Source organism: Pseudomonas campi (assembly GCF_013200955.2).
Classification (GTDB): Bacteria; Pseudomonadota; Gammaproteobacteria; order Pseudomonadales; family Pseudomonadaceae; genus Aquipseudomonas; species Aquipseudomonas campi.
This window is the reverse complement of the sequence record NZ_CP053697.2, coordinates 768,269-793,001: the sequence shown is the minus strand read 5'-3', so window position 1 is coordinate 793,001 and position 24,733 is coordinate 768,269. Positions and strand designations below refer to the sequence as shown.

The 24,733-nt window shown below is 66.1% G+C and carries 22 protein-coding genes; 14 read left to right on the top strand and 8 right to left on the bottom strand.

Features of this window, described 5'->3' with window-relative positions; genetic code table 11:
- Window positions 1-159 precede the first annotated feature (159 nt).
- The 5 genes from hutH to hutI all read right to left on the bottom strand — a co-directional run bounded on the left by hutH (window position 160) and on the right by hutI (window position 7,059).
- The gene (gene hutH, locus HNE05_RS03570; protein WP_173203416.1) at window positions 160-1,704 is read right to left on the bottom strand and encodes a histidine ammonia-lyase; all 1,545 of its coding nucleotides are present in this window, start codon (window positions 1,702-1,704) and stop codon (window positions 160-162) included.
- A 2-nt stretch (window positions 1,705-1,706) separates the two neighbouring features.
- Window positions 1,707-3,377, bottom strand: a complete 1,671-nt coding sequence (hutU, locus tag HNE05_RS03565; RefSeq protein WP_173203414.1) for a urocanate hydratase — start codon at window positions 3,375-3,377, stop codon at window positions 1,707-1,709.
- A gap of 39 nt (window positions 3,378-3,416) precedes the next feature.
- Window positions 3,417-4,742, bottom strand: coding sequence for a YjiH family protein (locus tag HNE05_RS03560; protein ID WP_173203412.1), 1,326 nt, complete (start codon window positions 4,740-4,742; stop codon window positions 3,417-3,419).
- A gap of 120 nt (window positions 4,743-4,862) precedes the next feature.
- Window positions 4,863-5,831, bottom strand: a complete 969-nt coding sequence (hutG, locus tag HNE05_RS03555; protein WP_173203410.1) for a formimidoylglutamase — start codon at window positions 5,829-5,831, stop codon at window positions 4,863-4,865.
- Entirely contained in the window at window positions 5,821-7,059 is a 1,239-nt protein-coding gene (gene hutI / locus HNE05_RS03550) for an imidazolonepropionase (RefSeq protein ID WP_173203408.1), read from the bottom strand. Before hutI ends, hutG begins: the two co-directional genes overlap by 11 nt.
- Before the next feature lie 189 nt (window positions 7,060-7,248).
- On the opposite strand from hutI, the gene HNE05_RS03545 reads away from it, so the two are divergent.
- A complete protein-coding gene (locus HNE05_RS03545) occupies window positions 7,249-7,836 on the top strand; it encodes a HutD/Ves family protein (RefSeq protein WP_173203406.1) in 588 nt (195 codons plus the stop codon).
- Between the two features lie 396 nt (window positions 7,837-8,232).
- Here the strand turns inward: HNE05_RS03545 and HNE05_RS03540 are convergent, their stop codons facing one another.
- Window positions 8,233-9,672 (bottom strand): high affinity choline transporter 1, encoded by a 1,440-nt coding sequence (locus HNE05_RS03540; RefSeq protein WP_173203404.1) that lies wholly within the window; start codon window positions 9,670-9,672, stop codon window positions 8,233-8,235.
- Between the two features lie 358 nt (window positions 9,673-10,030).
- Here HNE05_RS03540 and HNE05_RS03535 point away from each other — a divergent pair, with 358 nt between their 5' ends.
- From HNE05_RS03535 to HNE05_RS03510, 6 genes are all read left to right on the top strand, one after another.
- On the top strand, window positions 10,031-10,927 hold the full coding sequence (locus HNE05_RS03535; protein ID WP_173203402.1) for a LysR family transcriptional regulator: 897 nt from the start codon (window positions 10,031-10,033) through the stop codon (window positions 10,925-10,927).
- 171 nt (window positions 10,928-11,098) lie between these two features.
- Window positions 11,099-11,950, top strand: coding sequence for a formate dehydrogenase accessory sulfurtransferase FdhD (gene fdhD, locus HNE05_RS03530; RefSeq protein ID WP_173203400.1), 852 nt, complete (start codon window positions 11,099-11,101; stop codon window positions 11,948-11,950).
- Window positions 11,947-14,247 (top strand): FdhF/YdeP family oxidoreductase, encoded by a 2,301-nt coding sequence (locus HNE05_RS03525; RefSeq protein ID WP_173203398.1) that lies wholly within the window; start codon window positions 11,947-11,949, stop codon window positions 14,245-14,247. Before fdhD ends, HNE05_RS03525 begins: the two co-directional genes overlap by 4 nt.
- 201 nt (window positions 14,248-14,448) lie before the next feature.
- A complete protein-coding gene (locus HNE05_RS03520; RefSeq protein WP_173203396.1) occupies window positions 14,449-15,396 on the top strand; it encodes a lysylphosphatidylglycerol synthase transmembrane domain-containing protein in 948 nt (315 codons plus the stop codon).
- A gap of 144 nt (window positions 15,397-15,540) precedes the next feature.
- On the top strand, window positions 15,541-15,990 hold the full coding sequence (locus HNE05_RS03515; protein WP_173203394.1) for a hypothetical protein: 450 nt from the start codon (window positions 15,541-15,543) through the stop codon (window positions 15,988-15,990).
- A 193-nt stretch (window positions 15,991-16,183) separates the two neighbouring features.
- Window positions 16,184-16,906 carry a class I SAM-dependent methyltransferase gene (locus HNE05_RS03510; RefSeq protein ID WP_173203392.1) on the top strand — a complete coding sequence of 241 codons (723 nt, stop codon included), beginning with the start codon at window positions 16,184-16,186 and terminating at the stop codon, window positions 16,904-16,906.
- Window positions 16,907-16,998: 92 nt separating this feature from the next.
- On the opposite strand, the gene HNE05_RS03505 is transcribed toward HNE05_RS03510, so the two are convergent.
- Both HNE05_RS03505 and HNE05_RS03500 read right to left on the bottom strand, forming a co-directional pair.
- Window positions 16,999-18,081, bottom strand: a complete 1,083-nt coding sequence (locus tag HNE05_RS03505) for a fatty acid desaturase family protein (protein WP_173203390.1) — start codon at window positions 18,079-18,081, stop codon at window positions 16,999-17,001.
- Between the two features lie 41 nt (window positions 18,082-18,122).
- Window positions 18,123-19,211, bottom strand: a complete 1,089-nt coding sequence (locus tag HNE05_RS03500) for a ferredoxin reductase (RefSeq protein WP_173203388.1) — start codon at window positions 19,209-19,211, stop codon at window positions 18,123-18,125.
- Between the two features lie 150 nt (window positions 19,212-19,361).
- Between HNE05_RS03500 and HNE05_RS03495 the strand changes: the two genes are divergently transcribed.
- From HNE05_RS03495 to HNE05_RS03465, 7 genes are all read left to right on the top strand, one after another.
- Complete coding sequence (locus HNE05_RS03495; RefSeq protein ID WP_173203386.1) at window positions 19,362-19,997, top strand: TetR family transcriptional regulator; 636 nt, start codon at window positions 19,362-19,364, stop codon at window positions 19,995-19,997.
- A 272-nt stretch (window positions 19,998-20,269) separates the two neighbouring features.
- A complete protein-coding gene (gene ureE / locus HNE05_RS03490; protein WP_173203384.1) occupies window positions 20,270-20,770 on the top strand; it encodes an urease accessory protein UreE in 501 nt (166 codons plus the stop codon).
- A gap of 34 nt (window positions 20,771-20,804) precedes the next feature.
- Window positions 20,805-21,479 (top strand): urease accessory protein UreF, encoded by a 675-nt coding sequence (locus tag HNE05_RS03485; RefSeq protein ID WP_173203382.1) that lies wholly within the window; start codon window positions 20,805-20,807, stop codon window positions 21,477-21,479.
- A 13-nt stretch (window positions 21,480-21,492) separates the two neighbouring features.
- On the top strand, window positions 21,493-22,107 hold the full coding sequence (gene ureG, locus HNE05_RS03480; RefSeq protein ID WP_173203380.1) for an urease accessory protein UreG: 615 nt from the start codon (window positions 21,493-21,495) through the stop codon (window positions 22,105-22,107).
- A gap of 84 nt (window positions 22,108-22,191) precedes the next feature.
- Window positions 22,192-22,764 (top strand): HupE/UreJ family protein, encoded by a 573-nt coding sequence (locus HNE05_RS03475; RefSeq protein WP_173203378.1) that lies wholly within the window; start codon window positions 22,192-22,194, stop codon window positions 22,762-22,764.
- A gap of 81 nt (window positions 22,765-22,845) precedes the next feature.
- A complete protein-coding gene (locus tag HNE05_RS03470) occupies window positions 22,846-23,730 on the top strand; it encodes a TIGR02285 family protein (protein WP_173203376.1) in 885 nt (294 codons plus the stop codon).
- A gap of 375 nt (window positions 23,731-24,105) precedes the next feature.
- Window positions 24,106-24,693, top strand: a complete 588-nt coding sequence (locus HNE05_RS03465) for an LOG family protein (RefSeq protein WP_173203374.1) — start codon at window positions 24,106-24,108, stop codon at window positions 24,691-24,693.
- Window positions 24,694-24,733 lie beyond the last annotated feature (40 nt).

Below are 24,733 nucleotides of genomic sequence, written 5' to 3'. Positions count from 1 at the left end.
GTGAATACGCCCGGTGCGCAGATGATAGCGCCCACATGGAGCGACTTGCAGCCTCCCCCCTCTCCCACTTGTGGGAGAGGGGCCGGGGGAGAGGGTACAGGCCCGCCCTCTCCCCAACCCTCTCCCGTGAACGGGAGAGGGGGCAGTCCGAGCACACACTCAACCCAGAAGTAGCCCGGAAGGCAGCAGCCCCGCCGGCAGCAACGGGGTCAGCACCCGTTCGGCGAGCAGCGCGTCGGCCAGGGCGATGTCGGGGGCGAAGAAGCGGTCCTCGACGTAGTACGGCACCTTGGCCCGCAGCAGCTGGCGTGCCTGCTCCAGGGCTGGCGAGCTGTGCAGACCGGCGCGGAAGTCGAGGCCCTGGCAGGCACCCAGCCATTCCACGGCGAGCACACCACGGGTGTTGGCGGCCATTTCCCACAGGCGCTTGCCGGCGGCCGGAGCCATCGACACGTGGTCTTCCTGGTTGGCCGAAGTGGGCAGGCTGTCGACACTGTGCGGGTGGGCCAAAGCCTTGTTCTCGCTGGCCAGGGCGGCAGCCGTGACCTGGGCGATCATAAAGCCGGAGTTCACCCCGCCATTGGCCACCAGGAACGGCGGCAGCTGCGACATATGCTTGTCCATCATCAGCGAAATGCGCCGCTCGGCCAGCGCACCGATCTCGGCGATGGCCAGGGCGATATTGTCGGCGGCCATGGCCACCGGCTCGGCGTGGAAGTTGCCGCCGGAAATCACCTCGCCTTCGGCGGCGAACACCAGCGGGTTGTCCGACACCGCGTTGGCCTCCACCGCCAGCACCTCGGCGGCCTGGCGCAACTGGGTCAGGCAGGCGCCCATCACCTGCGGCTGGCAGCGCAGCGAGTACGGGTCCTGCACCTTGTCGCAGGCCGCGTGGGAACGGCCGACTTCGCTGCTGGCACCGAGCAGATGACGGTAGGTAGCGGCCGCGTCGATTTGCCCGCGCTGGCCACGGGCAGCATGGATGCGCGCGTCGAAAGGCGCCCGTGACCCCAGCGCGGCCTCCACGGTGAGGGCACCGCAGACGCTGGCGGCGGCGAACAGGTCCTCGGCCTCGAACAGCCCGCGCAGGGCGTAGGCGGTGGAGACCTGGGTGCCGTTGAGCAGGGCCAGGCCCTCCTTGGCGGCCAGGGTCATGGGTTCCAGACCGGCGATGGCCAGCGCCTCGGTGGCCGGCAGCCATTCACCCTTGTGTCGAGCTTGGCTTTCTCCCAAAAGAACGAGCGACATATGCGCCAGCGGCGCCAGGTCGCCGGAGGCACCGACCGAGCCCTTGAGCGGAATGTGCGGATAGACCTCGGCGTTGATCAGGGCGATCAGCGCCTCGATCACCTTGCGCCGAATGCCGGAGAAGCCGCGCGCCAGGCTGTTGACCTTGAGCAGCAGGATCAACCGCACCATGGCGTCACTCAACGGCTCGCCGATGCCGGCGGCGTGCGACAGCACCAGCGAGCGCTGCAGTTTTTCCAGGTCGTCGTTGGCGATGCGAGTCGAGGCCAGCAGGCCGAAACCGGTGTTGATGCCGTAGGCGGTGCGGCCCTCGGCGATGATCTGGTTGACACAGGCGACGCTGGCGTCGATGGCCGGGTAGGCCGCGGCGTCCAGCGTCAGGTGCACGGGGGCCTGGTAGGCGGCGCGCAGGTCGGCCAGGGTCAACTGGCCAGGGTGCAGATTCAGAGCAGTCACTATCACTCTCCTTTACCAATCATCGGCAGGTTCAGCCCCTGCTCGCGGGCGCAATCGATGGCGATCTGGTAACCGGCATCGGCGTGGCGCATCACCCCGGTGCCCGGGTCGTTGGTCAGCACGCGGGCAATGCGCGCGGCGGCCTCGTCGGTGCCATCACAGACGATGACCATACCGGAATGCTGGGAGAAGCCCATGCCCACCCCGCCGCCATGGTGCAGCGAGACCCAGGTGGCGCCGCTGGCGGTATTCAGCAGGGCATTGAGCAGCGGCCAGTCGGACACGGCGTCGGAGCCATCCATCATCGCTTCGGTCTCGCGGTTGGGGCTGGACACCGAACCGCTATCCAGATGGTCGCGACCGATGACGATAGGCGCCGACAGTTCTCCACTACGCACCATCTCGTTGAAGGCCAGGCCGAGTTTGGCGCGCAGGCCCAGGCCGACCCAACAGATACGCGCCGGCAGGCCCTGGAAGGCGATGCGCTCGCGGGCCATGTCCAGCCAGCGGTGCAGGTGGGCGTCGTCGGGGATCAGTTGCTTGACCTTGGCGTCGGTCTTGTAGATGTCCTCGGCGTTGCCGGACAGCGCCGCCCAGCGGAACGGGCCGACACCGCGGCAGAACAGCGGGCGGATATAGGCCGGGACGAAGCCGGGGAAATCGAAGGCGTTGGCCACGCCCTCCTCCTTGGCCATCTGGCGGATGTTGTTGCCGTAGTCGAAGGTCGGCACGCCCATCTGCTGGAAGTCGAGCATGGCCTGCACATGCACGGCCATGGACTGCTTGGCGGCCTTGACCACGGCGGCCGGGTCGGTCTGTGCGCGGTCGCGGTACTGCGCCCAGCTCCAGCCGATTGGCAGGTAGCCATTGAGCGGGTCGTGGGCGCTGGTCTGGTCGGTGACCATGTCCGGGCGCACTCCGCGCTTGACCAGTTCCGGGAAGATCTCGGCGGCGTTGCCCAGCAGGGCGATGGAGATGGCCTTGCCTGCTGCGGTGTACTTGGCGATGCGCGCCAGGGCGTCGTCGAGGTCGGTGGCCTGCTCATCCACGTAGCGACTGCGCAGACGGAAGTCGATGCTGGTCTGCTGGCATTCGATGCTCAGCGAGCAGGCACCGGCCAGGGTCGCGGCCAGCGGCTGGGCGCCGCCCATGCCGCCCAACCCGGCGGTCAACACCCAGCGACCCTTGAGGTTGCCGTTGTAGTGCTGGCGCCCGGCCTCGACGAAGGTCTCGTAGGTGCCCTGGACGATGCCCTGGCTGCCGATGTAGATCCAGCTGCCGGCGGTCATCTGCCCGTACATGGCCAGGCCCTTGGCATCCAGCTCGTTGAAGTGTTCCCAGCTGGCCCAGTGCGGCACCAGGTTGGAGTTGGCGATCAGCACGCGCGGCGCATTGCTGTGGGTCTTGAACACGCCGACCGGCTTGCCGGATTGCACCAGCAGGGTCTCGTCGTCGTTCAGGTTGGTCAGGCTCTCGACGATCTTGTCGTAGCACTCCCAGTTGCGCGCGGCGCGGCCAATGCCGCCGTACACCACCAGCTCCTTGGGGTTCTCGGCCACGTCCGGGTCGAGGTTGTTCATCAGCATGCGCAGCGGCGCTTCGGTCAGCCAGCTCTTGGCGGTCAGCTTATTGCCGCGCGGGGCACGGATTTCGATATCGCGGAACTTGGTCATCTTGCGGCTCCTGTGGAGATGGCAGTAGTGGGTGGGCGGTCAGAGCCAGCCCAGAAATTGTGCGAGGTAGCCCAGCGGGATGGCGAACAGCAGGCTGAGCAGCGTGCGCTGCAGCCAGATCAGCAACAGCTGGCCCAGGCTCAGGGGAATCCGCGTGGCCAGCACGCAGGGAATGGAAGCGGAGAGAAACAGCACGCTGCTCACCGAGACGATGGCGGTGACGAACTTGACCAGCACGTCGGCGTCTTTCAGCAACATGGCCGGCAGGAACATCTCGGCCAGCCCGGCGGAGATGGCGCGCGCCACCTGCATCGGCTCAGCCAGGTCGAACAGCCAGATCACCGGGTAGAGCAGCAGACCGATCACATCGAACAACGGGGTGTACTGGGCGGCCAGCAGCCCGAGCAGGCCCACGGCGAGGATGCTCGGCAGGATCGCGGCGGTCATGCGCAGGCCGTCGAGGAAGGTTTCGCGTAGCGCCGACCACAGCGACGGCGCGTTGCCGGCCTGCTGCAGGCCGGCACGCCAGGCGCTGCCGAGGCGGCTCTCGCCCGCTTGCAGCTGCGCTTCCGGTTGAGCCGTCGAGGGCAACCGCGACAGCGGGTAGATGCGCGCACTGACGGCGGTAACGGCAAAGGTCACCAGCATCGCGCCCCAGAAGTACAGGTTCCACTGCTCCATCAGGCCCAGGGTCTTGGCGATGATTACCATGAACGGCGCGGACACGGTGGAGAAGCCGGTGGCGATGATCGCCGCCTCGCGCACGCTGTAATGGCCCTGCTGGTACATGCGATCGGTGATCAGCAGGCCCACCGAGTAGCTGCCGACGAAGCTGGCCACGGCGTCGATGGCCGACTTGCCCGGCGTGCGCCAGATCGGCCGCATCACCGGCTGCATCAGCACGCCGACCAGTTCGAGCAGGCCGAAGCCGATCAGGAACACCAGCGCCAGCGAGCCCAGCGGCACGATCAGCGCCAGGCTGAGCACCAGCTTGTCGAACAGGAACGGCAACATGCCCGGCTGGTACAGGGCCTGCGGGCCCAGCTGCAACAGATAAGCCACACCGATCAGCAGGCCGAACACCTTGAGCACGCTGAATACCTTGTGGGTCAGGCTGCGGCGCCAGCTGCCGTCGAACCAGGGCGCCAGCGCGCCGTAGAACATGAACAGCAGCGCCAGGCCGATCACCAGAGGCCGCGCATGCAGCTGCAGGGCACTGGCGGCATGGTCGATGAGGATGGTCGAACGCCCGCCGATGTCGAACGGGACGAAGAACAGCAGCAGGCCGATCAGGCTATAACCGAGCAGCCGGGCCAGGGCACGCCCCCTGGACACGCTGGCGAGCGCCGTGAGTTGTTCAGACATGACGGCTCTCCGTGCGCGACGAACGGAGTGTCGGGCTGCCGCTGTGGCAGGGCTGGGTGCAGGGTGTCATCGGTGCATTCCTCTGTATTTATTGTTGTCAGGGAAGTGGCCAAGCAGCGCTTAGCCGGTCAGGGTCAACAGGTGGATCAGCCGCGCCGCGACCTTGGCGGTGCGGCTGTCGATGTCGTGTTCGGGGTTGAGTTCGGCCAGGTCGGCCAGGCGCAGCTTGCCGCTGTCGCGCACGCTTTCCAGCAGCGGTTCGAGCAGCGCCAGCGGCACCCCACGCGCCGCCGGGGCGCTGACGCCGGGGGCTTCGCAGGCGGGCAATACGTCGATATCGATGGTCAGGTAGATGGCGTCGCAGCCGGCGATAAAGGCCTGCAGTTGCTGGGCAATGACGTCCAGGCTGGCTTCGCGGATTTCGCGGTCCTCGCGCACCAGCACGTCCAGTTCGGCGGCGCGCTGGAACAGGGCGCGGGTGTTGCTGGCGCGGCTGACACCGAGGCAGGCGTAGGCGAACGGCCAGCCGCGCGCGGCGCACTGCTCGGCGATCTGCGCGAAGGGCGTGCCGGAAGAGCGGGCGTGGGCCGGGTCGCGCAGGTCGAAGTGCGCATCGAAATTGATAATGCCGATACGCGGGGCGTCCATACGCGGCGCGGCTATTTGTGAAGAGCAGCCCGCCAGATGCTCGGCGATGCCCTGCCAGCTGCCGAAAGCCACTTCATGGCCGCCGCCGAGCACGATGGGCAAATGCCCGGCATCCAGCAGCGCGCAGACGTTGTGACCGAGACGGGCCTGGGCGCTTTCCAGATCGCCATCGGCACAGAGCACATCGCCGGCGTCATAGGCCGCACCCTGGCGATGCCAGGCCAGATTGGCCAGGGCCTTGCGGATGGCCAGCGGACCATTTACCGCGCCAACGCGGCCATGGTTGCGGCGCACCCCTTCGTCGCTGGCGAAACCGAGCAGGGCCACGCCGGGCTGACTGTCCGCGCTCAGTGGCTGAATGCGCTGGTGCCAGCGCGGGCTGTCGGCTTCCGGGTCGATACGGCCCTGCCACAGCTGCATGGAATGACGATCAGCGTGCATGGCTGGTGGCCTCTTTGCGGTAACTGATGGCGCCGTTGAAGATGCGCTGACGCAACCGGCCCGGCTGGACCGCATAGGCCAGCTCGGCGGGTTGCTGCACATCCCACAGGCACAGATCGGCGGGAGCCCCAACCTCGATCCGCCCCAGGTCAGGGCGGCCGAGTGCGCGGGCGGCATGGGCGGTCATACCGGCCAAGGCTTCGCGCGGGGTCAAACGGAACAGGCTGCAGGCCAGGTTGGCCATCAGCGTGGGCATGCAGATGGGCGAGGTGCCGGGGTTGGCGTCGCTGGCCAGCGCCATCGGTACGCCGTACTGGCGCAGCAAATCGATGGGCGGCAACTGGGTCTCGCGCAGGCAATGAAAGGCACCGGGCAGCAGCACGGCGACAGTGCCGGCAGCGGCCAGGGCCTGCACGCCGGCTTCGTCGAGGTATTCGATATGGTCGGCAGACAGCGCGCCGTAGCGGGCGGCCAGGGCGCTGCCACCGAGGTTGGACAGCTGCTCGGCATGTGCCTTGATCGCCAGGCCATGGCGTTGCGCGGCCTGGAACACCCGCTCGCACTGCGCCGGGCTGAAGGCGATGCCTTCGCAGAACACGTCCACCGCATCGGCCAGCCCTTCGGCCGCGGCTGCCGGGATCATCTCTTCGCAGACCAGGCTGATGTAGTCGTCGGCGCGGCCGGCATATTCCGGCGGCAGGGCATGCGCGCCGAGCAAGGTGGTCAGCACCCGCACCGGGCGCAGCTCGCCCAAACGACGGGCCACGCGCAGCATCTTCAGCTCGTCGGCGACGGTCAGGCCGTAACCGGACTTGATCTCGAGCGTGGTCACGCCATCGGCCAGCAGCGCATCCAGGCGCGGCAGGCTGGCGACGATCAGCTGCTCCTCGCTGGCGGCGCGAGTGGCGCGCACGGTGCTGAGGATGCCGCCGCCGGCCTGGGCGATTTCGCTATAGCTGACGCCCTCCAGGCGCTGCTCGAATTCGGCGGCGCGGTTGCCGGCGTAAACCAGATGCGTATGGCAATCGACCAGACCGGGCGTCATCACCCCGCCACGGCCGGACTCGCTGGCGCCTACGGCAAGACGTTCATCGAACGCGCCCTGCGGCCACAGGCCGGCGACCTGGCCGCCCTCGACCAGCACGGTCATCGGCGTCGGCTGCACCTGGAGGCCATCGAACAGAATGACGTCGCGCCAGAGCCGGCGCGGCTGGGGAGACAGGGACATGGAAGCGCTCTCACATTTCAATGTATATACATTTAAAACGAAACCACAGCGGAGTCAAGCTATAGCACAGCCGTTCAGCGCTGCCAGGCATGCCCGAGAGAAAGCCGCGAAAGCCTGCTGTCGGCTAGACTTGCCAGACAGAAGGCGGCCGAACAATATGTATATACATTTAACAAAGGGACGAACGGCATGCCGATTCAGCGACTCGACCGCCGCCAGGCGCGCCAGATGCCCTGGAAGAATGGCGGCGGCAGCACCTACGAACTGGCGATCAGCCCGGCGCGAGCCAGCCTGGAGGATTTCGCCTGGCGCATCAGTTGCGCCCAGGTGGCCAGCGGCGGGCCGTTCTCCCACTTTGCCGGGGTCGACCGCAGCCTGGCGCTGCTCGAAGGTGCCGGCCTGGATCTGCAGCTAAACGGTCAACCCAGGCAACTACGCCCCGGCGATCCACCGCTGACGTTCGCCGGCGAGGACACGGTCAGCGCCGAGCTGCTGGACGGCCCGGTCGGCGACTTCAACCTGATGACCCGGCGCAGCCTCTGGCGCCACCAGCTGCAGCGGCTGCAGCTGGACGACGTACAGAGGCTGAACAATGACGCCGACCTTCTGCTGCTCTATTGCCAGCGGGGCGGACTCGCCGTGCAACTGCCAGACGCCAGCGTGCAAACACTGAGCGAGGGCCAGGGTCTGCTGCTGGAAGACGAGCGCGGGCCCCTGACACTGAGCGGCGCCGCCGGCACGCAACTCTATATCGCCCATCTCTATCGCCAAGCCTGAGGCCCAGCAGTGGAAAAACCCACCAAAGGGGGGTAATGCCGTTCACTTAAGCGCTTTGCGCCCCCTCTCTCGTTCACGGGAGAGGGGCCGGGGGATAGGGGGCTGACTGTAGCCCGGATGCAATCCGGGAGCGGAGCTGCCTGTTTCCCGGATTGCATCCGGGCTACGACTGGATAAAAACCCGTTGCAGCGGTATCGGGGCGGATAAAGCCCCCAGACCGTAGGAGCGAGCTCTGCTCGCGAAGCTTTACGGGATGCCCCGTTCGCGAGCAGAGCTCGCTCCTACAGGTTGGCCGCAGCAGAAAAAACGCCGCGATTCCTGTGCGAAATCGCGGCGCTTTCCTTACATGAACAGCGTTACACCAAAGGGCGGGGTTGGTTATCCAGCAACCAGCCTTATTCCGGCTGAGTCACCAGGGTATTGCTGCGGTTGCTGCTCCACTGCGGCAGCAACGTACCGATCAGCATGCCCGCCAGGCTGAACAGCAGGCCAGCCAGTTGCGGCGGCCAGAAGGCCTCGTCGGTCAGGCTGTACTCCAGGTAAATCCACGAAGTCAGGCCAAAGAAGATGGCGAACAGCGCGCCCTGGGTAGTCGCGCGCTTCCAGAACAGGCCAGCGAACAGCGGCACCACGGCGGCAACCAGGGTCACCTTGTAGGCGTTGCCGACCATCTCATAGATGCTCGCGTCGGAGTACAGGGCGAAGCTCAGGGTGGCGATGGCGCAGACCACGATGGTGATGCGCATGGCCAGCAGGAACTGCTGGTCGCTCATCACCGGCACGAAGCGCTTGAGCACGTTCTCGGTGAAGGTCACCGACGGTGCCAGCAGAGTGCCCGAGGCGGTGGACATGATCGCCGAGAGCAGCGCACCGAAGAACATGATCTGGGCGAATAGCGGAGTCTTCTCCAGGATCAGGTGCGGCAGGATCATCTGCGCGTCTTCGGCCAGCCAGCGCTGCACCATCGCCGGGTCGATCATCGAGGCGGCGTAGGCCAGGAAGATCGGCAGCATGCAGAAGCACAGGTAGAAGCCGGCGCCGAACATCGAGGCGCGCGCGGCGATGTTCTCGGTCTTGGCCGACATCACACGGGCATACACGTCCTGCTGCGGGATCGAGCCGAGCATCATGGTCAGCGCCGCACCGATAAAGGCGACGATGTCCTTGGCCTCGAAGCCGTGGATGAAGGTGAACTTGCCTTCGCTGGCTGCGTGGGCGATCACCTTGTCGGCACCGCCGGCCATGTCACCGATCAGCCAGGTCAGGTAGACCAGGCCGACGACGATGATGATCATCTGGAAGAAGTCGGTCAGGGCCACCGACCACATGCCGCCGAACAGGGTGTACAGCAGCACGATGAAGGTGCCGAGGAACATGCCCTGGGTGGTGCTGATGGAGCCGTCGGAGATCACGTTGAACACCACGCCCAGCGCGGTCAGCTGCGCGGCGATCCAGCCCAAGTAGGAAGCCACGATGACCAGGCTGATGATCAACTCGACATTCGGCCCGAAGCGCTTGCGGAAGTAGTCGCCGATAGTCAGCAGGTTCATCCGGTACAGCGGGCGGGCAATGATCAGGCCGACCAGCATCAGGCAGCCGAAGGAGCCGAACGGGTCTTCGATGATCCCGGCAAAGCCTTCTTCGATGAAGGTAGCGGGAATACCCAGCACCGCCTCGGAGCCGAACCAGGTGGCGAACACCATGGCAGCGACGATGGGGAAGCCCATGCTGCGACCGCCGGCGGCGAAATCGCGGGAGTTCTTCACTCGGGTGGCAGCGTAAAAGCCGATGCCTACGGTGACCAGCAGATAGAGCGCAACGAACCAGATCAGCATGTTTCCCGTTCCACAGACGTCAGTCCGCCGCAAGCGTGCCCACGCAAGGAGGCACTGGAGGGAACGGCGGACTACAGGTTTTTGTTATGGCCATGCATGAGGGGCTGCACGCGCCACTCAAGGCCGCGCAGTCTGGCAAATACGTAAAATATGTCAAACAAAAACGACGAATTACCTGCGCGCCAATCGGTCACTCGTCCGATTGAACTGTGTAACGGACTGTAATTGCTACGGTTGCGCCAAATAGCAGCGCTCTGGGTAGTTGTATATTTTTGACAGACGATGAAGGGCTGACACGCGCCGGCCAGGCCAGTATCGTCGGCAGGCGGCCAAGCCGGTCGCCCGGCCAGTCGATCCCATGGATATCAAACAGCTCAAGTTCCTCGTCGCCCTCGATGAAACCCGCCACTTCGGCCAGGCCGCAGCGCGTTGCCATGTGACCCAGCCAACCCTGTCCATGCGCCTGCGCAATCTGGAAGAAGAGCTCGGCCTGGAGCTGGTGCAGCGCGGCCAGCGTTTCGAGGGTTTCACCGAGGCCGGCCAGCGCGTGCTGGCCTGGGCGCGCAGCCTGCTGGCGGCCGAGGATGGCCTGTATGCCGAGGCGGCTGCCTGCCGTGGACAGCTGGTCGGCACCCTGCGCCTGGGCGTGGTGCCGCTCGGCGGCTTCGACCCGATGCGCCTGGTCAGCCTGTTCGCCGAGGAGCATCCGGGGCTGCGCTTCCAGCTGTTCGCCCTGAGCAGCGAGCAGATCCTCGAACGCCTCGGGCGCAACCAGCTCGATCTCGGCCTGTCCTATCTGGAGCGCCTGGACCGCCAGCATTTCAGCAGCCTGGAGCTGGCCGAGACACGCATGGGCCTGCTGCATGATCGGCGACATTTCTGCTTCGAACAGGCGCAATTGAGCTGGGAAGAGCTGAGCGAACTACCGCTCGGCCTGCTCTCGGCCGGCATGCACTTTCGCCAGTCGATCGACCACAGCTTCCGCAGCCGCGGCCTGACCCCACAGCCGCGCCTGGAAAGCGACGCCGTGCACCAGCTGCTGCAGGCGGTGAACGCCGGCCTGTGCTGCGCGATCATGCCGCTGGCCAGTGGCCTGGAAGAGCTCAACCAGCACCTGGCCCTGACGCCCATCGTCGACGCCCACACCCTCGCCCCACTCGGCCTGATCCTGCGCAACAGCGCACCCCGCTCGGCACTGGCCGAAGCCTGCTTCGCCGAGGCGCAGCGCTTGCTGGCCGAATCGCCGCAACCGTAGGAGCGAGCTCTGCTCGCGAACCAGCGCACGCGCCCCTTTCGCGAGCAGAGCTCGCTCCCACCAAAGGCACTCGATAGACAGGCTCGATCAGCACATCGGCAACAGCAATTAGACGCCCCCTGCCAGGCGGCCTAGGCTGTGCGCTTACCCCCACGACCGAGGGTCGCGCCCATGCCACGTCGCGCCGCTTGCCCAACCCCAGCCATCGCCCCCAGTGACCTGCACGCCAGCGTTTCCGGCTATGCCTATGCCGAGCTGCAAGGCACGCCAACCTTGGGCCAGACCAGCCTGGCCGGGGAAGCGGCGCTGGCTATCAGCTACAACGGCATCAGCCAGGCGGTGATGATGGTTTCGCCCGGCGAGCTGGAGGACTTCGTCCACGGCTTCAGCCTCGGTGCCGGCCTGATCGACTCCATCGACGATATTTATGACATCCAGCTGAGTGGCACCGGCGCCGCCCTGCGCGCCGAGGTGCAGATCAGCAGTCGCGCCTTCTGGGCGCTCAAGCAGCAGCGCCGCCAGCTGGCCGGCACCAGCGGTTGCGGCCTGTGCGGGGTCGAGGCCCTGGAACAGGCACTGCCGCCACTACCCGTGCTGCCTGCCAGCCCCTTGCCGCCTGCCGCTCATCTCTATGAGCTGCGCCAGCGCATCGCCGCCGTACAGCACCAGGCCCGCTCAAGCGGCGCCCTGCATGCCGCGCTGTTTGTCGATAGCGACGGAGCGATCCGCCTGTGCCGCGAGGACATCGGCCGGCACAACGCCCTGGACAAGCTAATCGGCGCACTCAAGCGCGAAGGCCTGGACGGCAGCCGCGGTATTGCCGTGGTCACCAGCCGCTGCAGCCTGGAGCTGCTGCACAAGGCCGTGCGCGCCGGCATCGGCAGCCTGGTCAGCCTGTCGGCACCGACCGCGCTGACCGTGGACTGGGCACGCCGCCAGCAGCTCAACCTGATCCACCTGCCGCATCACAGCGCACCACGGGTCTACAGCCCGGCCCCGGTAATAGAGGAAGTACCCGCATGAACAGCCAGCCACGCTACCAGCCCTACACTGGCCCCGCCGCCGGCTGGGGCGCATTGCGCAGCGTGACCCAGCACTGGCTGGACAGCAAACAGCCGTTGAAGAACCTGCGCGCCCTGCTCAAGACCAACCAGAACGGCGGCTTCGACTGCCCCGGCTGCGCCTGGGGCGACTCGCCGGAAAGCGGCCATATCAAGTTCTGCGAGAACGGCGCCAAGGCGGTCAACTGGGAAGCCACCAAGCGCGGTATCGGTCGCGAGTTCTTCGCCCGCTACAGCGTTGCCCAGCTGCGCGAACAGAGCGACTACTGGCTGGAGCACCAGGGCCGGCTGACCGAGCCGCTGCGTTACGACGCGGCCAGCGACCGTTACCTGCCAATCAGCTGGGACGCCGCCTTCGGCCTGATCGCCGACACCCTCAAGGGCCTCGACAGCCCGCACCAGGCCGAGTTTTACACCTCCGGCCGGGCCAGCAACGAGGCGGCCTTCCTCTATCAGTTGATGGTGCGCGCCTATGGCACCAACAACTTCCCCGACTGCTCGAACATGTGCCACGAGGCCAGTGGCGTGGCCCTGGGCGAGAGCATCGGGGTGGGCAAGGGCACGGTGACTTTCGCCGACTTCGCGCATGCCGACGCCATCTTCGTGTTCGGTCAGAACCCCGGCACCAACCACCCGCGCATGCTCGAACCGTTGCGCGAGGCGATCGAGCGCGGCGCCCTCGTGGTCTGCTTCAACCCGCTGAAGGAGCGCGGCCTGGAACGCTTCCAGCACCCGCAGCATCCGCTGGAAATGCTCAGCAACGGCGACCGGCCGACCAGCAGCGCCTACTTCCGCCCACACCTGGGCGGCGACATGGCGGCCGTGCGCGGCATGGCCAAGTTCCTCCTGCAGTGGGAACGCGAGCAGCCGGGCAGCGTGTTCGACCAGGCCTTTATCGACGCCCATACCGACGGTTTGGCCGACTGGCTGGCGGCGGTGGCGGCCAGCGACTGGGCGCAGATCGAGCAGCAGTCAGGCCTGGCCCGCGGCGAGATCGAACAGGCCGCGCGCCTGTATGCAGGCGCCGAGCGGGTGATCACCTGCTGGGCCATGGGCATCACCCAGCACCGCCATTCGGTGGCGACCATCCAGGAAATCGCCAACCTGATGCTGCTGCGCGGCAATATCGGCAAGCCCGGCGCCGGCCTGTGCCCGGTACGCGGCCACAGCAATGTGCAGGGCGACCGCACCATGGGCATCAACGAGCGGCCCCCGGCTGCCCTCCTCGATGCGCTGCAGCGGCGATTCCAGTTCCCGGTGCCGCGCGCCGCCGGGCACAACACGGTGGAGGCGATCAACGCCATGCTGGCCGGCCAGGCCAAGGTATTCATCGGTCTGGGCGGTAACTTCGCCCAGGCCACCCCGGACAGCCCGCGCACCCACGCAGCCCTGCAGCAGTGCGAGCTGAGCGTGCAGATCAGCACCAAGCTCAACCGCAGCCACCTGATGCACGGCAAGCAGGCGCTGATCCTGCCGTGCCTGGGGCGTACCGACATCGACCGCCAGGCCCATGGCCCGCAGGCGGTGACGGTGGAAGATTCGTTCAGCATGGTGCATGCATCCTGGGGCCAGCTGCCTCCCCTGTCCGCGCAGATGCGTTCGGAACCGGCGATCATTGCCGGCATCGCTCACGCCCTGCTGGGCCGCCAGCCAGTGGACTGGCTGTGGCTGATCGAGGACTACGCGCGCATCCGCGAGCTGATCGCCGACACCCTGCCCGGCTTCGCCAACTTCAATCAGCAGATTACCCAGCCCGGCGGTTTCTACCTGGGCAACGCGGCCGGCGCGCGACGCTGGAACACGGAGGGCGGCAAGGCGCGTTTCATCGCCCACGCCCTGCCCGAGCACCTGCTACCAGCCGAGGTGCGCAGCCAGGAGCAGAAACCCCACCTGGTGCTGCAGACCCTGCGCTCCCACGACCAGTACAACACCACCCTGTACGGCCTGGATGACCGCTATCGCGGCGTGCATGGCATGCGCGAGGTGCTCTTCGTCAACGCCGCGGACATCCAGCGCCTGGGTTTCGAACCGGGACAGAAGGTCGATCTGCTGTCACTGTGGGACGACGGCATCGAGCGCCGGGTCAAAGGCTTCACCCTGCTCGCCTACGACACTCCGGCCGGCCAGGCCGCCGCCTATTATCCGGAGACCAACCCACTGGTGCCGCTGGACAGCTTCGGCGTCGGCAGCCACACGCCCACCTCCAAGTTCATCGCCATCCGCCTGCTCCCCGCCAGCCCCGATCAGCGCATCCACTGACCTGCGGCAAGGCCCGCCTGTGCGGTATCTGTTCAGATGCCGTAACAGCTGGTTACGCCCGTGCCCAGTGAATCGCTTGAGCCGGGCGCCTACCTCCCTGATACTGCAGCCCGATTCACGCCAGCCGGCCTGCTATACCCAAACAACGTACCGGCCGCGTACCACCCAGGATGACCGCACTGGTTCAAGGAGCCACCGCTGATGATGAAAAGAAGCGACTGGATCTGGACCATGATCGGTTTGGCCGCAGTCGTATTTTCCTGCTACTTGCTGTACCGGGAAATCCGCACCATCTCCCTCGACGAGCTCACTGACAGCCTGCACGCCATCCGCGCGCACAACTGGTTGATGGCCGCCGGCGCGACGCTGGGCGCCTATGTCGCATTGGCCTGGTACGACCGCATCGCCATCGCCCACCTGGGCAAGAAGATTTCCTGGTGGTTCATCACCCTGTGCTCCTTCACCACCTACGCCCTGGCCCACAACATCGGCGCCTCGGTGTTCTCCGGCGCGGTGGTGCGCTACCGCGCCTACAGCAGCAAGGGCCTCGGCGCCCAGGAAATCGGCCTGCTGATCTTCTTCTGTTCCTTCACCTTCGCCCTCGGCACCCTGCTTTCCGGCGGTGCCGTGCTGGTCTGCCAGCCTGACCTGATCAAGCGCGTCGCCGATGTCAGCCCCTGGCTATCGGTGCTGATCGGCTCGCTGATGCTTGGTCTGGTGGCGCTCTATGTGCTCGGTTCCTGGCGCCAGTTCAAACCCTGGAAATGGGGCAAGCTGCACGTCGAATATCCGCGCCTGGGCATCGTCGCCAAGCAACTGCTGGCCGGCCCGCTGGAGCTGGCCTGCGCGGCGGCGATCATCTATTTCGCCCTGCCGGCCGATAACAACCCAGGTTATCTGGTGGTGCTCGGTGTGTTCCTCGCCTCCTTCTCCCTGGCCCTGCTGTCCCATGCTCCGGGCGGCCTCGGCGTGCTAGAGGTGACCTTCCTCGCCGCCATGCCGGAACTGCCCACCGCCGACGTGCTGGCCGCGCTGATCGTGTTCCGCGGCTTCTACCTGCTGCTGCCGTTTGCCCTGTCGCTGCTGGTGGTACTGGGCTTCGAATGGGGCCAGTGGTCGAGCCGGCGCAAGCAGCGAGAGCAGCCTTGATCAGGCCGAAAGCCCCGCTGTAGAGCCTCCAAAGCGGACCATCACGCGTATCGATGGTTACTATTAGGAGGGTCAAGTTCTGTATTCAGGCTCCGTGAGTAGTATGGGCTCCGTACTCACTTACGCCCCCACAAGGAGCCCAAAATGAAAAAGCAGATTCTCGCCAGCCTGATCCTGGCCACCCTGACCACTTCCGCCTTCGCCCTGCCCGGCAAAGATCAGCCACCGCTGACCGAAGTCAAAGCCGCCCACAGCAGCGAAACCCTCAGCGAGAACGGTAGCGAGCGCACCAAGGCTTTCCGCGTTGCCGAAGATGGTGCAGAACGTACCAAGTCCTTCCGCGTAGCCGAAGATGGTGCGGACCGCCTGCACCAGCGTGACGATGTCGCCGAAAACGGTTCCGAGCGCACCAAGGCCTTCCGCATAGCCGAAGGCGGTGCCGACCGTCTGCACCAGCGTGACGCTGTCGCTGAGAACGGTTCCGAGCGCACCAAGGCCTTCCGCGTGGCCGAAGGCGGTGCCGACCGCCTGCACCAGCGTGACGCTGTCGCCGAGAACGGCGCCGAGCGCACCAAGGCCTTCCGCGTAGCCTGAAGCCCACAGGCCTCTCAAGCTGATCGATATCCGCTAGCAGTAAGGTCGCACCCGTGAAGCAACACAACCCAGCCGAACCAGCCGGTGACTGCCCAGCATTCACCGGCTTTTTCATGGCCGACGACAGCCCCGGCTGGGCGCGTCGTAGCTGACTGCCTTATAGTCCTAGCCGACCAGAATCAGGCAGGCAGCCATGCACACGATCGAGCGGATCTACCCCAAGGATCTCGACCCACACAGCAGCGACGACCAGACCACCCTGCGTATCCACATGGAGCGCTACGAGTTCGCGGCCCGGCAGCTGAGCGGCGAATACATCCTCGACATGGCCTGTGGCTGCGGCTACGGCACCGCCCTGCTGGCCGAACGCAACCCGCAGCGCCAGGTCACCGGTGTCGATATCGACCCGGCCGCCATCGCCTATGCCCAGCAGCACTACCAGTTGCCCAACCTGCGCTATGTCTGCGCCGATGCCGAGCAGTTTGCCGCCGAGCAACCGTTCGACAGCATCGTCAGCCTGGAAACCATTGAGCACCTGCCCAGCCCGCAGCGCCTGGTCGACAACTACGCCCGCCTATTGGCCGCAGGTGGCCGAGTGATCGCCTCGGTGCCGATCACCCCGACCCTGGATGGCAATCCGCACCACCTGCACGATTTCAGCCGCCGCTCGTTCTTCGCCCTGTTCCGCCAGCATGGCCTGCGCCCGCAAGAGCACTTCGAGCAGATCCAGTGGTGGCAGTTCAAGGGGCTGTTTTCCAAGCGCCCGGACCAGGCCAAGCAGCACCGTTCGGAAGGCGTCGGCAATGCCGTACTGCTGTACTACAAACGACGCCCGCTGTACCTGTTCGCCCGCCTCGGCTCAATGCTGCGCTACGGTTTCAGCAACCGTTACCTGACCTGCTCGTTCCAGCGCTAACAATCCGAACCATGCCGTAGGAGCGAGCTCTGCTCGCGAATCAGGCCCGGACAGAGCTTCGCGAGCAGAGCTCGCTCCTACATTGGCGCCCCCTAGGCAGCAACCACGTCCGCCTCCGGCACACGGTACTTCCAGATCCGCTGCAGCACCGTGGTCAGTTGCGCACTGAAACTGCCGCAGTTGTAGACCTGGCCATAACGCGCGGCGATCTCGCGCACCTCCACGGCCAGGGCCGCATAACGCCGCGCCGGCAGATCGGGGAACAGGTGGTGCTCGATCTGGTGGCTGAGGTTGCCGGTGAGGATGTGAAACAGCTTGCCGCCGCTCAGGTTGCTCGACCCGCGCAACTGGCGCAGGTACCAGTGGCCGCGACTCTCGCCGATCACCGAGGCTTTGCTGAACACCGCCGCCTGCTCGGTGAAGTGACCGCAGAAGATCACCGCAAAGGTCCACAGGTTGCGCAGCAGGTTGGCCAGCACGTTCCCCGCCAGCACGGCCAGGGCGTTGGCGCCCAGCAGCAGGGCCAGCAGCGGGAAGAACAGATAGTCCTTGCACCACTGACGCAGCACTTTGGCATTGAACTGGCGCAGCAGCGGACGCAGCTCGTCCTTGCTCATTTTGCCCTTGTAGACCTGATCCAGGCGCAGGTGCTGGATGGCAATCGAGTACTGGAACAGCAGCGCCTGCAAGGTCACCCACAGCGGTTGCCAGCGGTAGAAAGGCTTCCAGCGCTGCTCGGGGAACAGGCGCACCAGGCCGTAGCCGACGTCGTCGTCCATGCCCAGCACATTGGTCCAGGTGTGGTGCACATGGTTGTGGGTGTGCCGCCAGAAATCGGCCGGGCCGGCGATATCCCACTCGTAGCGGCGCCCGGCGAATTCCGGGTCGTTCATCCAGTCGTACTGGCCATGGATGACGTTGTGGCCCAGCTCCATGTTCTCGAGGATCTTGCCCAGCCCCAGCAGCAGCGTGCCGAGCAGCCAGGTCGGCGGAAACCAGCCGAGTATCAGCAGCGCCCGCCCGCTCCAGCAGCACAGCCGCACCGCACCGCGCACCCGCCGGATATAGCGGGCATCCACCTCGCCCAGATCGGCCAGGGTACGACTGCGCAAGGCATCCAGTTCGGCGCCAAAGGCATCCAGTTCCACGCGGCTCAGTTCGCGATCGCTACGCATAGTCGTCACCTCGGTTTGCCTGCCGCTCCGGCAGGCGAAAATTACAGATCGATGTCCACATCGCTCGCCGGCGCACTGATGCACAGGCGGATCAACTGCCCCGGTTCGGCGAACAGCGCGCCGTTACGCAAATCGCGCACCGTGCCGCTGAGCAGGGTGCAGGTGCAGCTGGCACAGATGCCCTGGCGACAGCCATGGGCCGGGCGCAGGCCGGCGGCCTCGGCCTGTTCGAGCAGGCTGCGCGCGCTATCCCCCGTGACCTGCCGGCGCGTGCGGGCAAAGCCCAGGCGCACCGCGCTGCCGGGTTCGACACTGCGCTCAGGGGCGGTGAAAGCTTCCACCTGCAGCGGCCCGCGCCAGTGCTGGGCGACTGTCTCGACGAAGCCGGCCGGCCCACAGGCCAGCACGCTGTCCAGCGCCAGCCCCTGCAGGTGTTCGGCGCTGAAGCGCCCCTGCAGTTCGGCGTCGGACTGCACCTGGCCGGTCAGCGCCCAGCGCACGCTCAGGTTCGGATGGCGCTGCATCAGTTGCTGCAGCTCCTCGACAAACGGCCGCTGACCCTGTTCGCGGATGTAATGCAGCAGGCTTATGGGGGCGGTAAAGCCGCGAGCCAGCGCCTCACGTAGCAGACCGAGCAAGGGCGTGATGCCACTGCCGGCAGCCAGCAGAACGACACCGGTGGACTCCTGCGGCCAGCACAGTTCACCCTGGGCCTGGCCCAGCTCCAGCAGCGCGCCCACGGGCAGATGGTCGAGCAGACGATTGGACAGGCGCCCACCCGGCTGGCGACGGATCGCCAGCTCAATGCGCCCAGCGCGGCCGACATGGGTCAGGCTGTAACTGCGACTGTGGCGCACGCCGTCCAGCTGCAGATACAGCTGCACATGCTGACCGGCACGCCAACCGCGCGCATTGCCGTTGCAGCGCAGACGCAGCGCGAGCATGTCTTCGGCCACCCATTCGCGCCCCTCGACGCGAGCGAACACCCGGTTCAGCCGCCAGCCTGGCTGCAGCCAGGCCAATACGGCATCCACCTCGGCCTCACGCAACCAACGCCGTCTAACCAGCCAGCGCAGCGGCTGCAGCAGAGGACTCAGAACACGCGACCAGCTCATCGGGATTAGGGTCATGGCACGACTCCAGTGAACACTTGTACACAAAAATGGCAGACACTTGCCACTCAGTCAACACTCGTACACTGAAAAGCCGGTTCGACGCCCATAAAGCGCATTTGTTAGAGTGCGGCGCTAACCCGCACCAGGCCGGAACACCGAGAGCCCATGTCGCCACGCGCCACACAGAAACAGCAGACCCGCCAAGCCCTGATGGCTGCTGCCCGCGAGCTGATGGACAGCAACCGCGGCTTCGACAGCCTGAGCCTGCGCGAAGTCAGCCGCGCCGCCGGGATCGTGCCGACCGGCTTCTACCGCCACTTCGAAGACATGGACCAGCTGGGCCTGGCGCTGGTCGCCGAGGTCGGCGAGACCTTCCGTAACGCCATCCGCGCAGTGCGCCACAACGAGTTCGAGCTGGGCGGGGTGATCGACGCCTCGGTGCGCATCTTCCTCACCGCCGTCGCCGCCGATCGCTCGCAATTCCTCTTCCTTGCCCGCGAGCAATACGGCGGCTCGCTGTCGGTGCGTCTGGCGATCGGTACCCTGCGCGCGAGCATCGCCGCCGATCTGGTCGCCGACCTGAGCCAGATGCCCAAGCTGCAGCACCTCGACCGCCCAGCGCTGGACGTACTCGCCGACCTGGTGGTGAAAACCATCTTCGCCACCCTGCCGGAACTGATCGACCCACCGGCGCCATCCCTGCCGGCACACTTGACCCCGGAAGCGAAGATGATCCAGCAGCTGCGCTTCATCTTCGTCGGCGCCAAGCTGTGGCGCGGCCTGGGCAACGGCGACGAATAAACACCTGAGCTGATCGGTTGCGAGATGTGCCGTGCGCACCGCGCTGGTCATGCTGGCAGCCCCAGGAAGGGTGTCGGCGCACCCGCCCAACAGAGCTGCGGGCACACTCGACCACGCAAGCACCAACAAGGTGCGCCGACACAGACAGCGCACCACAACAGCTCATCGGCCAGCCCCGTAATCAGGCACAGTGGCCCGCCTGCCCGCGCCCAACCTGAATTGGCAAGCCCCTTGCTCTAGTTCCAGCACTCTCCTCTGGCTGGAAGCCTGACATGCTGGTGATTCACCACCGCCTCGAACCCCAGGCGCACTGGGACGAAGAACTGCATCTGAACTTCGATGCACGCAGCAAGAGCCGCCTGCGCTGCTTCAGCGCGAGCGGCGAGGATGTCGGCCTGTTCCTCGACCGCGGCCAGTCGCCGCTGCGTGATGGCGACTTCCTGCGCGCCCAGGACGGTCGCATCGTGCGCGTCTGCGCCCGCCCGGAAACCCTGCTGCACGTCACCTGCGAGAGCAATTTCGAACTGACCCGCGCCGCCTACCACCTGGGCAATCGCCACGTCGCCCTGCAACTGGGCGACGGCTGGCTGCGCCTGCTCGACGACTACGTGCTCAAGGCCATGCTCGACCAGCTCGGCGCCACCACCTGCACGGTGGAGGCCGCGTTCCAGCCGGAACACGGCGCCTATGGCGGCGGCCACCATCACTCCCACGCCGGCGATGCCGAGTTCAGCTACGCCCCGCGCCTGCACCAGTTCGGCGTGCGCCTGTGAACAAGGCCTGGGCGTTCCTCAGGCAGGCCATGCCATGAATAAGGCTTGGGCTCTACTCAGACTCGCCAGCCCGCAGTTGCCGATCGGCGGCTACAGCTACTCGCAAGGCCTGGAAATGGCCGTCGAGCAGGGCTTGGTCGACAGCCAGGACAGCGCCGCGCGCTGGATCGCCGATCAGCTGCTGCTCAACCTGGCGCGCTTCGAAGCGCCGCTGCTGCTGGCCCATTGCACGGCCGCCGCCAGCGCCGACTGGCAGGCCCTGGGCGAGCTGACCGAGCAACACCGCGCCAGCCGCGAAACACGCGAGCTGGCCCTGGAAAGCCGGCAGATGGGCTACTCGCTCAGGCAATTGCTCGACGGCCTGCCGGAACTGGACCAGGCCGCCCGCGATTTTCTCGCCGGGCAACACGCAATCGGCCTGGCCGCTGCCTGGGCCCTGGCCGCCCGCGCCTGGCAGATCGACGCCCAGGATGCCCTGGCTGCCTGGCTTTGGGGCTGGCTGGAAAACCAGCTGGCGGTGCTGATGAAGACCCTGCCGCTCGGCCAGCAAGCCGCCCAGCGCCTCACCTCGCAACTGTTACCCCAACTGGAACAGGCACAGCGCCTGGCCAGCGCACTCGAACCCGCCCACTGGGGCAGCGCCGCGTTTGGCCTGGCCCTGGCGAGCATGGCGCATGAGCGCCAGTACAGCCGTCTATTCCGTTCTTGATAAGGAAGCTTGTATGAACAGCCAACCCCTGCGCGTCGGCATCGGCGGCCCGGTCGGATCCGGCAAGACCGCCCTGACCCTGGCCCTGTGCCTGGCCCTGCGCGAGCGCTACAACATCGCCGTGGTGACCAACGACATCTACACCCAGGAAGACGCCCAGTTCCTGGTGCGCAACGAAGCCCTGGCGCCGGAGCGGATCATCGGCGTGGAAACCGGCGGCTGCCCGCACACGGCGATCCGCGAGGACGCCTCGATCAACCTGGAAGCGGTCGACCAGCTCAACCGGCGCTTCCCTGGCCTCGACCTGATCATCGTCGAATCCGGCGGTGACAACCTCTCAGCCACCTTCAGCCCCGAGCTGTCGGACCTGACCCTGTATGTGATCGACGTATCCGCCGGCGACAAGCTGCCACGCAAGGGCGGGCCGGGCATCTGCAAGTCCGATCTGCTGGTGATCAACAAGGTCGACCTGGCACCGATGGTCGGTGCCTCGCTGGAAGTGATGGACCGCGACGCGCGCAAGATGCGCGGCGACAAGCCCTTCGTGTTCAGCAACCAGAAGGTTGGCCAGGGTCTCGACGAGATCATCGCCTTCATCGAACGCCACGGCATGCTCAGCGCGGCCTAAAACCTCCCTCTCCCTCTCCCGCTTGCGGGAGAGGGACCGGGGGAGAGGGTGACCGCCCCCGCCATATTGCCAAGGAGAATCAGCATGAACCTGCGTAAATCCCTCTACGCCCTAGCCCTGTTCCTCACCCCGGCCGTGGCCTTTGCCCATACCGGCCACGACCACGCCGGGCTGATGGCCGGCCTAGCCCACCCGCTTTTCGGCCTCGACCACCTGCTGGCCATGCTCGCCGTCGGCCTGTGGGCCGCGCAACAGAGCGGCGCCGCGCGCTGGGCACTGCCGCTGACCTTCGTCGCCAGCATGCTGCTAGGCGGCCTGCTCGGCTTCGCCAGCGTGCAGATCCCGCTAATGGAAACCGGTATCGCCGGTTCGGTACTGGCCTTCGGTCTGCTGGTAGCGGTCGCCGCGCGCCTGCCGATGGTGGTGGCGCTGAGCCTCACCAGCCTGTTCGCTCTGACTCATGGTGTGGCCCACGGCCTGGAACTGCCCGAGCTGGCCAGCCCCTGGGGCTATGCCGTTGGCTTCGTGATCGCCACCGCAGTCCTGCACGCTATTGGCTACGCGTTGGTGCGCTACCTGCCACAGGCCGCGGCGCCACTGGTTCGCCTGGCCGGCGGCGCTTCGGCGATCACCGGGGCCTGGCTGCTGGCGGGCTGAGCATCCCGCACCGCTCACTCTGCGAAACGCCGGCGGAGGGCCTTGCTAGACTGCACAGGCCTCCCCCTGCTGGTTCAGACCATGCCTGCTCGCCTGCTTCGCACCCTGCTGGTTTTCTCGCTACTCACCCTGGGCGCTGAGCTGCGGGCCGAGCCACAGGAGATCGTCTGGGGCACCAACCCCTGGCCCGGCCTGGTCAATCTGCGCGACGGCCAGCCGCATAGCGGCATCATCATCGACCTGCTCAAGCAAGTGACCGAACGCTTGCCGCAGTACCGCCACCGACTCCAGCTGGTCAACCTCAGTCGCGGCCTCGAACAGCTCAAGCAGCCGGGCACCACCTGCCTGCTGCCGACCATCCGCACGCCCGAGCGCGACCAGCTCGGCCACTTTGTCGGCCTGTTCGTCGCCATGCCCCATCAGTTGCTGGTACGCAGCAGCGACCAGGCGCGCCTTGCCGCCGGACAGAGCGAAGTCTCGCTACGCGCGCTGCTGCAGGACTCCCAGCTGCGTGGCGGCCTGATCCAGGACCGCAGCTATGGCCCGAACCTCGACTCGCTGCTCAATGATCCGGCGGTACAGCCCCAACTGCTGCGCATCCAGACCAGCAGCGCCGGCAACAACCTGTTCGACATGCTCGCGCACGGGCGCATCGACTACCTGCTGGAATATGCCGAAGTCACCCAGTTCGTCCAGCAACAGGGCGCGGCCCAGGGGCTCAGCTTGCTGCCCTTGCAGGAGGCGAGCACGCCACTGGTCAGCGGCATCTACTGCAGCCGCACCCCCGAGGGCGCAGAGCTGGTTCGGCAGATCGATCAGATCGCGCGCCAGCCGGCAGTGATCGCCTACTTCCAGCAGGCGCAGAAAGCCTATGTCCCGGCCACCACCCTGCAGCACTATCAGGCCTGGCTGGATCAGTTCTTTGCCCAGCGCGGGCAAAGCAATCTGACCTCGCTACCGCACTGAGAACCTGCCCAGGATCTCTTGATCGTCGGCCATGCTGCGTTGAAATTGGCCTCGGGCTGCTCATTTACAGTTGTAAACTCCGCGCCCTCGGCCAATTTCGCCTTGCCTGGCTCTAGCTCAAAAGACCCTAAACAGGTTCTGAGCCTTCCTATCAGACTGATCGAAACAATCTACCGAGCAATCCTGCCGCAGCGACCTAGGCTTACAGAGTCATCCATCCGGAGATTGGCCATGAACCTCGGTAACTTGCTGCACAGCCTGCTTGCCGCCTACGCCGCGGGCGCCTGCGGCAGCTGCCCGGAAGAACGCTACACGCATTGAAGCCAGACGCAGCTCCGGACTACCCTGTGCGCCTTTGCCCACAGGGAATTCGGCATGAGCCTCAAATCCGTCTGCGTATTCTGCGGTGCCAGCACCGGCCATAATCCGCTCTACCGCGAAGCAGCAACCCTGCTCGGACGCACCCTCGCCGAGCGCGGCCTGACCCTGATCTACGGCGGTGGCGCCGTGGGCCTGATGGGCGTGGTCGCCGATGCGGTCATGGCCGCCGGGGGCCAGGTGATCGGCATCATCCCGCAAAGCCTGGAACGCTCGGAAGTCGGCCACAAGGGCCTGACCCGCCTGGAAGTGGTGGACGGCATGCACGCACGCAAGGCGCGCATGGCCGAACTGGCCGACGCCTTTATCGCCCTGCCCGGCGGCCTCGGTACCCTGGAAGAACTGTTCGAAGTGTGGACCTGGGGCCAGCTCGGCTACCACGGCAAACCGCTCGGCCTGCTCGACGTGAACGGCTTCTACCAGCAGCTCAGCGGCTTCCTCGATCATCTGGTCAGCGAAGGCTTCGTCCGCCCTCCGCACCGCGACATGCTGCAGCGCAGTGAGTCGGCCGATGAACTGCTCGATCAGCTCAGCGCCTGGCAACCCGATGCGAAACCCAAATGGGCCGACAGCACGCCAACCTGAACCCGATCACACAGCGCGGCCTGACAGCACGCCGCAGCCA